The 15,349-nt window shown below is 32.5% G+C and carries 10 protein-coding genes; 3 read left to right on the top strand and 7 right to left on the bottom strand.

Translation table 11 applies throughout. From position 1 onward, the window contains the following. Positions 1-6: 6 nt before the first annotated feature. Entirely contained in the window at positions 7-531 is a 525-nt protein-coding gene (locus ACTIEI_RS12830; protein WP_439506692.1) for a DUF2911 domain-containing protein, read from the bottom strand. 40 nt (positions 532-571) lie between these two features. Continuing rightward, positions 572-2,374, bottom strand: a complete 1,803-nt coding sequence (locus tag ACTIEI_RS12825) for a hypothetical protein (protein ID WP_439506691.1) — start codon at positions 2,372-2,374, stop codon at positions 572-574. 246 nt (positions 2,375-2,620) lie between these two features. On the opposite strand from ACTIEI_RS12825, the gene ACTIEI_RS12820 reads away from it, so the two are divergent. Further along, positions 2,621-5,902, top strand: a complete 3,282-nt coding sequence (locus tag ACTIEI_RS12820; protein WP_439506690.1) for a response regulator — start codon at positions 2,621-2,623, stop codon at positions 5,900-5,902. Positions 5,903-5,922: 20 nt separating this feature from the next. Beyond that, a complete protein-coding gene (locus tag ACTIEI_RS12815) occupies positions 5,923-7,032 on the top strand; it encodes a sensor histidine kinase (RefSeq protein ID WP_439506689.1) in 1,110 nt (369 codons plus the stop codon). 6 nt (positions 7,033-7,038) lie between these two features. Here ACTIEI_RS12815 and nhaA read toward each other — a convergent pair whose 3' ends face one another. From nhaA to ACTIEI_RS12795, 4 genes are read right to left on the bottom strand one after another with little or no spacing between them, the layout of a single operon-like run. Beyond that, positions 7,039-8,217 (bottom strand): Na+/H+ antiporter NhaA, encoded by a 1,179-nt coding sequence (gene nhaA, locus ACTIEI_RS12810; protein ID WP_439506688.1) that lies wholly within the window; start codon positions 8,215-8,217, stop codon positions 7,039-7,041. Positions 8,218-8,223: 6 nt separating this feature from the next. Then, positions 8,224-9,870, bottom strand: coding sequence for an OstA-like protein (locus ACTIEI_RS12805; protein WP_439506687.1), 1,647 nt, complete (start codon positions 9,868-9,870; stop codon positions 8,224-8,226). 9 nt (positions 9,871-9,879) lie between these two features. Continuing rightward, entirely contained in the window at positions 9,880-10,878 is a 999-nt protein-coding gene (locus ACTIEI_RS12800; RefSeq protein WP_439506686.1) for an MlaD family protein, read from the bottom strand. Positions 10,879-10,928: 50 nt separating this feature from the next. After that, the gene (locus tag ACTIEI_RS12795) at positions 10,929-11,870 is read right to left on the bottom strand and encodes an N-acetylmuramoyl-L-alanine amidase family protein (RefSeq protein ID WP_439506685.1); all 942 of its coding nucleotides are present in this window, start codon (positions 11,868-11,870) and stop codon (positions 10,929-10,931) included. Positions 11,871-11,942: 72 nt separating this feature from the next. Here ACTIEI_RS12795 and ACTIEI_RS12790 point away from each other — a divergent pair, with 72 nt between their 5' ends. After that, positions 11,943-14,585: a putative LPS assembly protein LptD gene (locus ACTIEI_RS12790; RefSeq protein ID WP_439506684.1), complete on the top strand. Its 2,643-nt coding sequence runs from the start codon at positions 11,943-11,945 to the stop codon at positions 14,583-14,585. Between the two features lie 5 nt (positions 14,586-14,590). Here the strand turns inward: ACTIEI_RS12790 and ACTIEI_RS12785 are convergent, their stop codons facing one another. Continuing rightward, the gene (locus ACTIEI_RS12785; protein ID WP_439506683.1) at positions 14,591-15,331 is read right to left on the bottom strand and encodes a lysophospholipid acyltransferase family protein; all 741 of its coding nucleotides are present in this window, start codon (positions 15,329-15,331) and stop codon (positions 14,591-14,593) included. Positions 15,332-15,349 lie beyond the last annotated feature (18 nt).

Here is a 15,349-nt window from a genome sequence, read left to right as displayed (position 1 = left end):
TCAACATTATTCTACAGTAAATTCAATATTGATCGTGCCCCACTTTAGATTCACCAAGCCTTTGTTTGAGATAGTATAAGTTAGCTTCTCAGAAGGTTCAGTAGAAACAGTTTGTTTAGCGGAAATTCTTAAAGCATCTTCTGCTTCTTTATATTGAAATGCTCCCCATTGTTTCCAAGTTTTGTTAAAAATCAGGGTAGTACCTTTTTCATTTTGTAGTGTAAAAAAAGCATATTTTCCGGCAGCTAGGCTTTGTCCATTAATTTTTACATCTTTGCTGATTTCAAATACCGTAGCATCGTTAGCGCCAGCTCTCCATATTTTACCCATCATCGGCTCTATATCTTTCCCAGGAGTTCTTCCCTTTAAAGAGGGTTGGCTATATTTAATACTCACTGAAGTGCCATTATATAAAACTGAATTGGTTTCAGTTAATGGGCTTGGCTTTGGTTTTGGCGCATCTTGTGCAAATGAAATGCTACTAACTAGTAGACTTGTTGCAACAAAAATTGCAGTAGATAAATTTTTCATAATATTATTCTTTAACGTTTAATGGAAAAAATTGTTCATTCTAATTTACAACAACAAAATCTGGTTTTCGGATTAAATCAGTCTGAAACCTGAATCTTAAATTAGAAGAAATACTTATATTAAAGCTACTCATATTTTCAACTACTTTAGGAAAATAATAGGCTTTTAGTTCTATGGTACCAAATACTAGATTCTCATTTCGAGTTCTTAAACCTGCACCTAAAGCACTATATACAGCACCTTCTGCAGGATCAGCAGCGGAAAGCTTTAGATATGAAATATTGCTAAAAACAAAAGGAGCGAAATTAAAGCCAACTAGTTTAAAGGTATTGTATAAAACCGATTCAGCATTAATAGTAATTCTTGCAGTTCCATCAATTCGAGTATTTCTTATTTTAGGAATACCATATATACTAGATACCTGCAGTGGATCGTTCAAGCGTATTGATTTTTGTAATGTTATACTGCCACTCAAAAAATGTCTTATAAACCAATTACGTTTTTGTAACCTTTTCAAAGGAGTAATCAACTCTACACTTGCTAAAGCAGAAATATCTTCTGGATTTTTTTTATTTAAATAACCGCCTGCTTTTAAAGTGTAATTCAAAAATGCCTTTTTGCTATTAAAATAACTTCGCTGATATTCAGCCCCTATGTAGAATCGAGCAACATCTTGTCTATCTGCCCATCCACCTGTTATAGAAAAACTAAAGCCCTCTGGCAGATCTTCATTTCGTCCAAACCCATAAATAAAATTAGTATGATAAAAATCTCGTTCAAATAAAGTATACGAAAATAAAATACCAGTTATATCATTATATCTACTATCGTATAAAGTTTTCAATGTATCTGGTCTTGCAGTGAAATATTTGTTCACCAATCTTGCAGAAAGAATCTCACGCTTTCTAGTACCTAAATTATCTAGCATCCTTTCTTTTGCTCCTAAACTATAACCCATCCAAAGATCTGCATTATAATAGCCATAACGAAGTTGTTGATTATATAGTGAGTCTGAAGAATAAGTATTTTGTGTGCTATTGATTGATAAATCGAAACCACCCGTATAAGGGTGATAGGGGCTTACGAGTGGCAAATCGCCTTTTATAAAATAAGATTTTTCTTCTCTTTTAGCAGCATTGAATGTTGGTCTTTCCAAATTAATTCCTGCGGCAATATTCAAAAAACTCCCTGCAATATTTCTAGATAAGAATTCAATACCATAAGCATAAGTTGGATTTCTTCTTGTGTCGAAAAATTGTCTGATTCTAAACCTATTTCCAGATCCAAACAAATTATCATTGTTTACTTCAAGGTCTAATAAATTGGCATTTACCTCTGAAACACTTCCTCCAATAGGAAAAACATCTTTTACTAAAACAATCACATCAACTTCATCCTCATTATTAGCAATCGGTTGAATTATAATTCTTGCGTCTTGAAGAAAAGTGAGGTCTCGCAAAAACTTTTCATTATCAGAAAATAAATTTGGTTCAACACGATCTCCCGACTTAAAAAATAGATTTTTAAAAATCACTGAATGCCTCGTCTTAGAATGCAATTTATTACCTAACTGATTAAAAAAATTAGAATTATTTACGGAAGTGTCATTTACTAAATTATTAAAAGCAATTTTAGAGACACTTATATTACGAATAAATCTTCCTTCGTAAGGTTCAAATTCAATGGTATTCTTTTCAGCTGAATTATGGGGTATTCCTGAAGTTGGATTTGATACAGAAATGGATTTGACAATAGAGTTAAATATTTTATTAGCCGTTTTAGAAATGGTACTTGTATCGTTTTGTTGCTTTTGCGAAAAACAAAAACTGGGTAATCCAATCATTGTGATAAAAAACAAATGGCAGCAAAAAACATTTATTTTATTGCACCTTTTCATTACATACATATTACTTAAAATAATCAACAATTCACTTTCTATCTATCTCACATCAAATTTGTAGCATTATGCATAGGATGCTTGTAGTATTTATACTACAAATTACAAATAACTAAACATAAATCAGTACTCAATTATTAATTATAATAACTTAGGAACAATATACTGTTATAATTCAATTATAAGTTGGCAATGAAGAAAAATATCCCCTTTAAGCTCTATTCAGGATTAGCCATTTCAATCATTTTAGTTTTATTAGTTGGTTTTTTTTCTATCGAAACACTAAATACTCAGGTGGATAAAACCAACCACTTAATTAAGTTAAAAAAATCAATTACAGATGTTCAAGACTTACAGTACAATGTATCGCGTATGCGAAATAACCGACTAAATTATTGGATTACTAGAAATGATACGGCCATTGCAAATTTCTCCATTTCAGCGGCAAGTATTAAACCAATAATGACAAAATTACATTTAGAACTACCAGAAAACCCAGCATTAATTGATCGGATTTCCTCACTAGATACTGCCATTACTAGATTGGTATTGTTTTGGGAAAAAGATCAAATCAAAATGAATACCAATGAAAATACTAACCCGAATGAAGAGATTAGAGCAGAAGGGAAATTGGTAAATGCAGTATTGCTTATAATTGATCAAGTAAAACGTGTTTTACTCTATGATTTGGATTCAACTGAAAAAAGTATTCAAGATTCATTTTCATCATCAACTAAAATTATTTTAGGGGGAGTTGTTTTACTCATTGTTATTGTATTGATTTTAGTAAACGCAGTTGTAGCAACACTCAAAAGCAGGTTTAGATCAGAGAAACGCCTGAAAGAAACTGTTGTTAAAATGGAAGAAATTAATCAGGTGGCATCTGAAAAAAATAAACTATTAGAAGGAGTTAGTTTTATTAACGACCAAATACAAAAATCCAATTCATTGGCAACTCTTTCTAACAATGTAATCAGATCTGTGGTAAGTTATTTAGAAGTACCTGCTGGAGTAATTTATATTAAAAATGAAACGGCAGATTTATTAGAAATGACTGCTGGTGTTGCAGTATCTTCAGATGCAAAAATTGGTTTTAAAATAGGGGAAGGTATTATTGGAAATGCAGCATTACAAAAATCAGCTGTTAGTATTTCAGATGTTCCAGCTGATTATTGGCATGTCGAAACATCATTAGGTGATATGAGGGGTAGGGGAGAAATCCTTTGTATGCCATTGTGGTTAGACAATGAATTGAAAGGATTAATTGAGTTAGGCATTTTTGGAGAGTTTTCTACCCACCAGAAAAATCTATTAGAAAATATTTCACATAATGTAGCATCTGCTATTCAGGCACAGCAGGCTAGGGCTAAAATCAATACATTATTGGATGAGGTTCAAGAACACAAAGAAAGTTTAGTTAAACAACAAGAAGAACTTCGCCAAACAAATAATGAGTTAAGTAGGCAGGCACAGGAATTACAAGAAACGAGCAAATACAAGTCTGAATTCTTGGCAAATATGTCGCATGAATTAAGAACTCCATTGAATAGTGTATTAATTCTAGCAAAGTTATTATCTGATAATAACCCTAAAAATTTAACACCTAAGCAAATTGAATATGCCACCATTATTCACCGATCAGGATCAGATTTATTAAAATTAATTAATGATATACTAGACCTCTCAAAAATTGAGGCAGGAAAGATTGATTTAACAATTGAAGAGATAAAGCCAGATACCATTATCGCAGATTTACAACAATTATTTTCAGTGGTTGCAACTCAAAAAAATATTGAATTCAAAATCATAAAAGATCCTAAGATTCCAAGTTTCATTAAAACAGATATTCAGAGATTGGAACAAATTATTAAAAACCTTTTATCTAATGCATTTAAGTTTACACCAGAGGGAGGCAAAGTAATTGTCCAGTTTACATTGAATAATAAAAACCCTAATAAATTAAGTATATCAGTAAAAGATAGCGGAATTGGAATCTCCTTAGAAAAACAACAATTAATATTTGAGGCTTTCCAACAAGCGGATGGGTCTACTAGTAGGAAATTTGGTGGTACTGGTTTAGGGTTGTCTATTAGCAAACATCTTTCTAAATTATTAGGCGGAGAAATTGATGTTCAGAGCATTGAAGGTGAAGGAAGTGAATTCACGCTAACTATTCCTATAGAAATAATTGAAATTACTGAAGTAAAAAAAGAGGCATTAAAAATAACTGCCGCACCTTCTCTAAATGATGTTGAAGAACAAAATAAAGTAATTGACGACCGAAATAATATCAATGAAACCGACGAAGTAGTATTGATTATTGAAGATGATATCAATTTTGCTACAATTGTTCGAGACTTTGCAAGAAATAAAAAATTCAAGACCATTGTTGCGCTACAAGGTGACGAAGGTTTATTATACGCCAAGAAGTTTCGATTGAATGCCATTATTTTAGATGTTCAGCTTCCTATTCTTGATGGATGGTCTTTATTGAAAATTCTTAAAGAAGATGCTAATACCAAACATATACCTGTACACATTATATCTGCATTTGATGATAATCGATTTAATGGAGGGGGAGCTTTGGCCTATGTTAAAAAACCAATCAATCTTGAAGGGCTAGACCTCGCATTTAGTAAAATAAGTCATTACTTAAAACAACACTTCAAAAATGTACTGCTTATTTCTAATGAACACTTAAAACATATACATATTCAGGAATTACTACAGCAGAAGTACAAGGAAGTTTCTTTTATAAGTGCATCTTCCGTTGAAGAGGGAAAATTAAAAGCTAGTCAAGTTAGAGTAGACTGTATCATAATTGATTTGACCGAAAACAATTTCATTCATAGTGCGGCTTTTGATGCTTGGAAGACTGAATTAAACACACAAAAAACACCTATTATATTACTTGCCAATAGCCATATTTCTACTGATGAAGAAACATATTTAAAAACGATATCTGAAAGTATTGTCAAAAACTCTTCTTCTGCTGATATCAAATTAATAAGTGAAATAGAACAGTTTCTCTACAAACTTAAACAGCACGAGAATCAATCCAATCATCCTATTGATCATCATAAACCCACTATTAAAAACCTTGCAGGTAGAAAGATTTTGATTGTTGACGATGACATGCGTAATGTTTATGCTTTAAGCACTGCGTTGGAAGCAGAACAAGCAGAAATTGTTAGTGCATCAGATGGCAAAGAAGCTTTAGAGATATTGAAACAAAATCTAGATACACAATTGGTATTAATGGACATTATGATGCCTGAAATGGACGGCTATGATGCAATGAAACATATTAGGCAAACCCTCAACCTAACACAGCTACCAATTATCGCTTTAACAGCGAAAGCAATGGCTGGTGATCGTGAAAAATGTATTGCAGCAGGAGCTTCCGATTATATTACAAAACCTGTTGATATACAAAAACTACTTACTTTAATCAAATTGTGGTTATCCCAATAAAGTAATTCAACTTTACGAATATGCAGCAAGATTATCAAAAAGACCCATTTTTAATATTATTGGTAGACGATAGACCAGAAAATTTAATTGCTTTAGAAGAAATATTAGAGAAACCAGGCCGTCGATTTTTAAAAGCTAATTCAGGAAATGAAGCTTTAAAATTGGCGCTCAAACATGAAGATATTGGGCTAGTCTTATTGGACGTTCAAATGCCTGATATGGATGGCTTTGAAGTAGCTAAAATGCTTAAACTAAATAAAAAAACACAACACTTATCAGTCATATTTGTAACGGCCATTAGTAAGGAAGAAAAGTTTGTTTTACAAGGTTTTGAAGAAGGCGCAGTAGATTATTTACAAAAACCACTTGATATTAATATAACAAGAGCCAAGGTAAACGTGTTTGAAAGACTTTATTTAGCACAACAGAAACTAAAAGTTAGTTTACAAGAAATTGAAATGGTAAATAAACAACTAGAACGATTTGTCTTTACTGTTTCTCATGACTTGAAATCACCTATTGCAACTATAGCAATGTTAGCAGATATGATGCAGAAGGATGAATTAATCATTAAAGAACCTGAATTACTTGAAAATGCTAGTATCATTTATAATGCTTCTAGTAAACTCACTGGAATGATAGAATCAATTTTAGATTATTCTAGAAAGAGTTTAAATGAACAAACAATTGAAGAAGTAGACAGTTTCGAACTAGTTAATGAAATAATTCAAATATTAGTTCTTCCTAAACGAATTAACATTACTGTTGATAATAATTTACCTAAGTTAAAGACTAAAAAAATCAAATTACAACAGGTATTTCAAAATTTAATTACGAATGCAATAAAATATAATAATAAACAAAATCCTGAGGTTCATATCGGCATAAACAACAACACAAATGAGTTTTATGAATTTTACGTAAAAGATAATGGGCAAGGAATATCAAAAGCTGATCATGGTAAAATTTTCAAACTTTTTGAAACAACTGATAATAAATCTTCTGCAGATTCAAGCACTGGTGTTGGTTTAAATTTATTGAAAATGTTAGTAGAAGAGCAGGGGGGTAAAATAAGGGTTGAAAGCACTGTTGATGTAGGGAGTACTTTCTTTTTTGAATGGCGTAAATAATAAAATTCACTTTTTTGCAGCTAACCACAAATACCCTACAATCATAGAAAGTACTGAACTAATTAAGACTGCAATCTTAGCGATATCTTGCGTTATTGTATCTTGAAATGCAAGAATGGAAATAAATATACTCATCGTGAATCCTATACCCGCTAAAATACCTGCACCCAAAAGCTGATGCCAATTTGTATTCGATGGTAGTGTTGCCCATTTCTTTTTTACCATCCAATAACATGCTATAACAATTCCTAGCGGCTTCCCAATAAATAATCCAGCCATAATCCCCCAAGAAAAAGAATTATTTAACGCACTAAATCCCGCTTCTGGTAATATAATGGCTGTATTGGCTAAAGCGAAAATAGGCATTATAATAAAATAAACTGGCGTATGAAATTTCAATTCTAAATCTGCTAGTTTCGTAACTGGAATTGTAAAAGCAAATAAAACTCCTGCAACTGTTGCATGTATACCTGAATTAAACATGGTATACCATAATGCTAATCCCAATACCCAAGTATACCATCCCAATTTTGTTCTATTTTTTTTGAGAGCAAGTAATGTTAGTATAATTAAGCCACTCAATAATAAATACAAGAACTTTAATTGACCTCCATAAAAGAGCGCTATTACAACAATAGCACCTAAATCGTCTATAATTGCCAAAGCTGTAATGAATATTTTTAAAGCAACGGGAACTCTATTCCCTAATAATGAAGCAATACCTAGTGTAAAAGCTATATCTGTTGCCATTGGTATGGCCCATCCATTCATATATTCAGTACCCCGATTAAACTGGCTGTAAATCAAAGCTGGCACTAACATTCCGCCTATAGCAGCTACAACGGGTAGCAATGATTGTTTAAAAGATGCCAATTCGCCAGTAATTAATTCTCTTTTGATTTCCATACCCGCTAAAAAAAAGAAAGCGGTCATAAGTAAATCATTTATTATCACGATCAATGAATTAGGAAAATGAAAAATTCCCCATTCAATTGCATGTTCCGAAGACCCATCAATACTCCAATGAAATAGGGAAATATAGGAATTGGAAATGGAAGAAATATTGGCTAACAAAATAGATACTGCTGTAGCAAATAATAAAACGATACCTATTGATCTACTATCATGTATAAATGTGATCAATGGATTAATTATAACCCTTCTTACCAACTTTCTTGCTGCCATAAAAATCTATTTAAACATCAGTAGATCAAATTTTGATTTGGGCCTTAATGCTTCTTGCCATTTAAAACCCCTAATTTTTAATTCCTCATGATTGGTCAATCGCATAGGATAAGTTGTTCCATCAAGATTTCTTAGAAAAATAACTTTTTGTGGTTTACTATCTTCAAAAAAGACATCAATAATATCAGCCGTGGACTTATTTACACCAATGAAACTTTTATCTTCATCAGTTGCGTAATAAACATTTTCAGCGTTCCCCTTTGCGCGCATAGAATTAATCTTGCCATCAATAAACAAGGCATTAATGGTTGTTCCCCTTAATTGATTAAAATAAACAGAACTATCAACTTTGTTGATGGCCATGCTATTTTCAAAAACATACAATCTTTCAGGTTTCTTATTTTGTATGTATAAGTAAATAGTATCTCCAGAAATTTGATTCTCTTGGGCCCAAACAATTGGTTTTTTAAATAGTCTAAAAACAGAATCCTTAAGTGAATAAAACAAACTATCGCCAACTGCTTGTAAAGAATCAGAAAAAATTTTTACATTGTAATATGCCTCAAAAAATTTGTCAGAACTATCTTCAACTTCTTTATTGGAAGTGTTGATTTTTCTTTTAATAGAGTCAACGGCGGAAGAATCTCTAATAGTAGGAACAAGACGCGACTTTTTTAAATCTGATAACTTAGCTGAATACAAAGTATCTGCAGTAATGTAAATAGTATCAACCCCCTGTTTAATTAAAAGCAATGGTTTTTGGGTAGCTACCATTGAGTTATTTTTTTTATTCGTTCTGATATTATTTGCAATCATATCAAATCCTTGAGCAGTGTCTTTACTCTTATACACCGCATTACCCCTAAATTCTCCTAATCCAGTAGAATCATCAAAAGCCATATCATCTGCTGTAAATACTGCGGAACTATCTTCAATTACAGAACGTTTATATAATTCAGCTCTTTTATTCTTCATATCATAAAAACCGTCTCTGGTTTTTATAGTTCTCTTATCCTTAATATTATAAACTAAAGTAGGGGAGGTAAAAGTTGCAATTTCTGTGCTTGTATTATATTGTAAAGTATCCCCAGTAATTTTATTATCTGGGTCAACCATGACTACTTTTCGCTTGAAAATAACATCTTTTGTATCACCATAATAGTAACCTTCAATACTAGTTAAGGTAGATTTTTTATTTACTAACTTACCCCCTTTTAAATAAGTACCTATTTTAACTGTTGCATCATATTCTAATTCTTCTGTTGTAAGTATCCCATTGCCATCTGTTAGTTTAACTTTTTTTTGCAAAAAAGCTTTTTTTTCTTTCCCTAAGTATCGCAGATATTGGGCATAGGTATGAATACTATCTGCATCATTAATATGAACATTCCCAAAAGCTTCCAAAATATTGAGTTGTCTATTTAATACTGCACTGTCAGCATAGAAAATCACTTTGTCTTGTTGTACTTTTACTTTACCAGCAAGTGATACAAACTCATTTAATGAATCTAACTTTTGGTAATTATATCGATCTGCAAAAAGTATATCAATCCGTTTACCTTCTGGGGAAGTTGTATCATTGGGTAATCTTTGGGCAATACAAATTTTAGTAAAAAGAAATAGTAAAATCAATAAAAAATATTTCCCAGACATTTATTGATTCTATTTAATTGTATCAGCTATAGGAGCCATCAATGGTCCAGATTTATCTTTTTTACCAAATACCGAAATGTTCACATAGCGCTTGGGATGAATTCTTAAATCATCTACTAAAATATTAGCACTGCGTATGGTATTATTTAAATTATTGTAAAGTGTCTTATCATTAATTAGTTTTCCTAAGCTTCCTTCGTCAGAATTTATTTTAGCTACTAAAGCATTTAAGTTTCCAATGGCAGTTTTTAATTGATCCACCGAACCTACTAAATCGGCTTTTGAAAAATTTTCAGTAGCCTTAGTTACGTTATTGATAGATTGATTTATACGATCATTGTTTTCACTTAAGTTCTTGGTAAACTTATTGACATTATTCATGCTCTGTGCAATAGAACCAGTTTGTTGATTCAACATTTGTTGTAAAGAGGCAGAAGATACCACTAAGCTTTCCGTCGTTTTATTTACATTCGCTATGACAGACTGTAAGTTGTTTTTTGTATGGGGATCAAATACAGAATTCAAGTTTTTTAAAACTGTATCTAAAGTAGCAATTGTTTTTTCGAGTTGCTGGGTTACTGGTCCTAATTTGTCCATAACCCCACTTAATAAGCCTTTGCTTTCTGCAGTTAAGAGTGTATCTCCTTGCTGCAAATAAGCTTTATTGTCCCCCAATCTGATTTCAATACTCGGTGTTCCAAGAGGGTTTTCATTGATAACCGCAACAGAGTTGGAGGGTATATTGTAGGTATCTGTTAATTTAATTGCGACAATGATTGATGCTAGATTTGGGTCTGCATTTTCAATATCAGCAACAGCACCGACTTGAAACCCTTTAACATATACAGGATTAGAGATCTTAATTCCTTTTGTATCAGTATACTTAGCGTATAAATAATTACCTGTTTTTAATAAGGTCTTTCCTTTTAAAAAATTAAAGCTCAATATGAGTAAGGTGATGGCTATTGCGGTAAGCGCACCTACTTTTGTTTCATTCGATACAGTCATTACGTTGACATTAATTTGAGTCTAGAACAAATTTAAGGTAGTTCAACCGTTTATTGCTTATTCGATTCCACTGAATTGGTTAATTGCTTTTCTAAGGAGTATTTATACCTTTTTACGGCCTTAATGATTACTTCACAAATCTCCTTCTGGCCTTCTTCACTATTTAAATAGTCTTCTTCTTCTGGATTAGATATAAAGCCTGTTTCAACCAAAACAGCGGGCATATTCACCGCATGTAAAACAAAAATACCTTCATTACGCTGCTTAGCCTCTCTACTAATTCTTCCCACTTTTTTAAATTCATCTTCAATTGTCAATGCTAAATCTGCACTTCTTTGAAAATAGGTCTGGGTTTTCATACTCAGCAACATCATTTTTGCTGGATCATTTTGCTCAAATAATTTCATTTCTTGTTGGGTAGCACTGTCCATGCTTAAATCATCATCTTGACTAAGCGCTTTCATTCTACCGCTCGTTTTGTTTACATTGTAAATAAAGGTTTCTGTACCTTTTGCCGGATTGGGTATATACCAGGTTCTATAATCCTTTACTTTTTTTGATACTTTTTTTCTTTTTTTCCCTTTGCCTTTATAAGAAGTAACGGTTTTGTAGCCAATAAATTCAGTTTGCTTAATAGGTCTAGCACTGTTTACGTGTATACAAAGAAATAAATCTCCTTTTGCCTGATTAGCAATTTCCGCTTTTCTTACCACATCATCATACACATCCGTTCTTCTTGTCATTACTAATTCAACATCAGGTATTTCCTGTTGCATCATTTTTTCTAACTTGAGTGAAATAGCCAAGCAAAGATCTTTTTCAGTAGAATATCTTCCCTTTGCCCCAACATCAGTACCACCATGACCTGCGTCAATAATAATTCTCTTTAGGGGCTGTTTCGGCTGCTGAATAGGATGTGGTTCTGTATAAGAAGTAGACAGTAGGAATGTTAAACTTAACAGTAAGAAAGCAGCAATATGTCTTGTAATCATATCATTTCATTAAGGAATCAAACCTAAAATTCTATTTACACGGTTTTAGACCTTAATTTTGCCTATAGTACCATGAACAGAATTAGTAAAATTAACGTAAAAACAAGGCTGGCTATTGTTCTGTTCCTTTATTTGGGGATATTAACATTATGGTTGCCAAAAGCAAATGCGCAAAGCCAGCCAAACAAATCAGTTCAAACACTTAAGGACACTACATTTAAGCCAATTCTCAAAGACAGTATACGAATTAAAACTGATACGTTAAAAATTTCCAAAGATTCGATTGACGCCCCTATAAAATACAATGCGGAGGACTCAGGGGTACTTATTATCTCAACCAGAGAGTTTTTCTTATACGGAAAAGCCAAAGTAGACTATACAGACCTTAAACTAGACGCAGCAACTATCAAATATGATCAGCGATCACAAATGGTACAGTCTTATGGGTCAAAAGACTCTACTGGTAATCCGGCAAGCAAGCCACAGTTTATTCAGGGTGAAATGAAATCGATTAGTGATACCATTTTCTACAATATGAAATCTGGTAAAGGATTAACAAAGAATACATTTTTTCAGGAAGGAGAAATTTATGTTAATGCAATAGACTTAAAAAAGATCAGTTCCACAGAAGTTTACGCTAAAAGAGCTCGATTTACAACGTGTAATTTAGATGTTCCACATTACAATTTTCGAACCAGCAAAATGAAAATCATCAATAATAAAATGGGGATTGCTGGTCCTTCTTTTCCTGAATTCGAAGGGGTACCAATGCCAATAGGCATTCCATTTGGAATTTTTCCTTTAAATAAAGGTAGGCATGGGGGATTATTACCGCCGGCATTTACAGGCAGTCCCGATTTTGGCCTTGGATTAGAGGGATTAGGCTATTATTTTGTTTTGAGCGAGAATATGGATGTTACCCTACGTTCTAATTTATACTCATTTGGTGGCTGGAATTTGAATATAAACTCAAAATACATTAAACGTTACGCTTATACAGGCAACCTAAATATCACTTTTCAGAATACTAAGAGTTTAAACAGAAGTACTTTATCTAAAGATGAGTTTAATTCGAGCCGGTCTTTTATGATCAATTGGTCGCATAGTAGAGATTCAAGAGCAAGGCCTGGAACTAATTTTTCTGCTAATGTAAATTTTGGTAGCAGCAGATTCAATCAAACACTTTTGAATAATCCTTTTGTGAATTTTCAAAACCAATTGAGTTCTTCTGTTAGTTATAGTAAAGATTGGAAAGGAAAATATAATTTATCTGTTAACCTAAACCATAATCAAAATAACAACCTAAGATTGGTGAACATGAATTTACCAACGGTAAATTTTAACGTAGTTACTTTTTATCCTTTCCAACCAAAAGAACAAGTAGGAGCTGGTAAATGGTATGAAAAAATAGGTATAGGTTACAGTGGGAACTTCCAAAATCAGGTTTCTTTTTATGATACCGCATTTAGTGTAAGAAGAATTTTGGATACCATTCAATATGGTGCACAACATAATATTCCCATAACATTATCATTGCCCTCATTAGGGCCAATTACTATAGCGCCCAGTATTTCTTATTCTGAAAGATGGTATGGGCAGCGAAACTTTAGGTCTTGGAACAATAACACTAATAAAGTGGATACAGTTATACAGCGTGGATTTTATACTGCAAGACAAATGAGTTTTGGCCTTGCTGCAAATACTCGAATTTTTGGTACTTATAAATTTAAACCCACTAGTAATGTAATTGCAATCCGACACGAAATCAGGCCTACGATATCTTTTAATTATCAACCTGATATGAATGCAAAATATTATTACAATTTAAAAGTTGATACAAGTAATAGAACAATTAGGGTATCTCAATTTGACGGCGGTATTATTGGTGCATACGGGGAAGGTGCTTTTGGTGGGATAGGTTTTGGAATTGACAATTTGTTGGAAATGAAAACCAAAAACAAACAAGACACAGCAGACAAGGCAGGTAAAAAAATTAAATTAATAGACGGATTTGGATTTAATTCTAATTACAATTTTTTAGCAGATAGTTTTCAATTGGGTAATTTTAATTTCTATGCAAGAAGTACGCTTTTTGAAAAAGTCAATATCACTGCAAGTGCTAATTTAGACCCTTACGATATTGATAATAAAGGTTTTAGATTAAAGCAAATACTTTTTGATCCCGCTAAATTTAAATTTGGGCGCATCACTAGCGGAAACGTAGCTATTTCAACTTCTTTCAGAAGTAAATCTAAGGATGGCAAAGACGACAAGGCAAAAGAATTGCCAGTTGATCCCTTTATGACGCCTGATGAACAACAAAGACAATTACAATTTGCCAGAGCAAATCCCGCAGAGTTTACCGATTTTAATATTCCTTGGAATTTATCTATTGCATACTCCTTCAACTTTACAAGGGTATTAGCCCCAGATTACAGCGGATTTATTACACAAACATTCTCGACTTTTAATTTTAATGGAGATTTTAGCTTAACAGATAAATGGAAGGTAGGGGCTACTGGATTTTATGATATTACAAAAGGGAATCTACAACAGCTTAGTACTTTTATAACAAGAGAAATGCATTGTTGGCAATTATCTATAAATGTTACCCCTATTGGATTGTTCAGGTCTTTCAATATTACTGTAAATCCAAAATCTGGCATATTAAGAGACCTACGAATAAATAGAAGTAGAACTTTCTCTAATTTTTAGCCCTACTAAGATTGGGTATGCTTTAAATAATGATCAGCCATTCTGTTATAAACAATTTCCTTTAATACGGCTGATGATTGTCCATTAATCGGAACCGGCTCAAGAAAATGAATAGATAAAGCATGGGGAATTAAATAAAAAAATCTATTTGCTGGCAATGCTTTCTTTGTATTTAAAATCACCGCTGGTATAATAGAATAACCTGAATCTGCAGCCAATTTGAACGCACCATCATAAAACTGTTTTAAAGGCGCATTAGATCTATTCCTTGTTCCTTCTGGATAAATACACATATGAAATCCCTTTTCTAAAGCTGCTTTCATAAGATCATAGCTTTTTCTTCTACTCGCATCGCTTTTACGATCTACAATAACAGAGCCTCTTTCATAATACCAGCCAAACAAAGGGATTTTGGTAAACTCTTTTTTTGCAATGGTTTGGTTAGCACCAGGTATGAAAGGGGAGGAAAGGGGAATATCCAATAATGAGTTGTGGTTGCAAGTCACAATATAAGTTTCCCCTTTTTTAAAATGGTTTTTACCTCTAACTGTAACTGGGCATCCAATCATAAACAACCAAGTATTCATCCATATTCTAGCCAACTTGATAAAATAACCCATGCCTTTAGGATCAGGAATTAAAGCGGTTAACAAAGAGGGAATTAGGATAATTAAAAAAGTGCCTGCAAAACTGATTAACCCCCAAAAGGCCCAGATTCTAGCGAAAATATCTTTAAAAATTTTCATTCTTATTTTTTTAATAAC

The sequence above is a fragment of the Sediminibacterium sp. genome (genome assembly GCF_051860225.1).
Lineage (GTDB): Bacteria > Bacteroidota > Bacteroidia > Chitinophagales > Chitinophagaceae > Sediminibacterium.
Note: the sequence above shows the minus strand (reverse complement) of the source record. Positions and strands in the feature narration are given on the sequence as shown.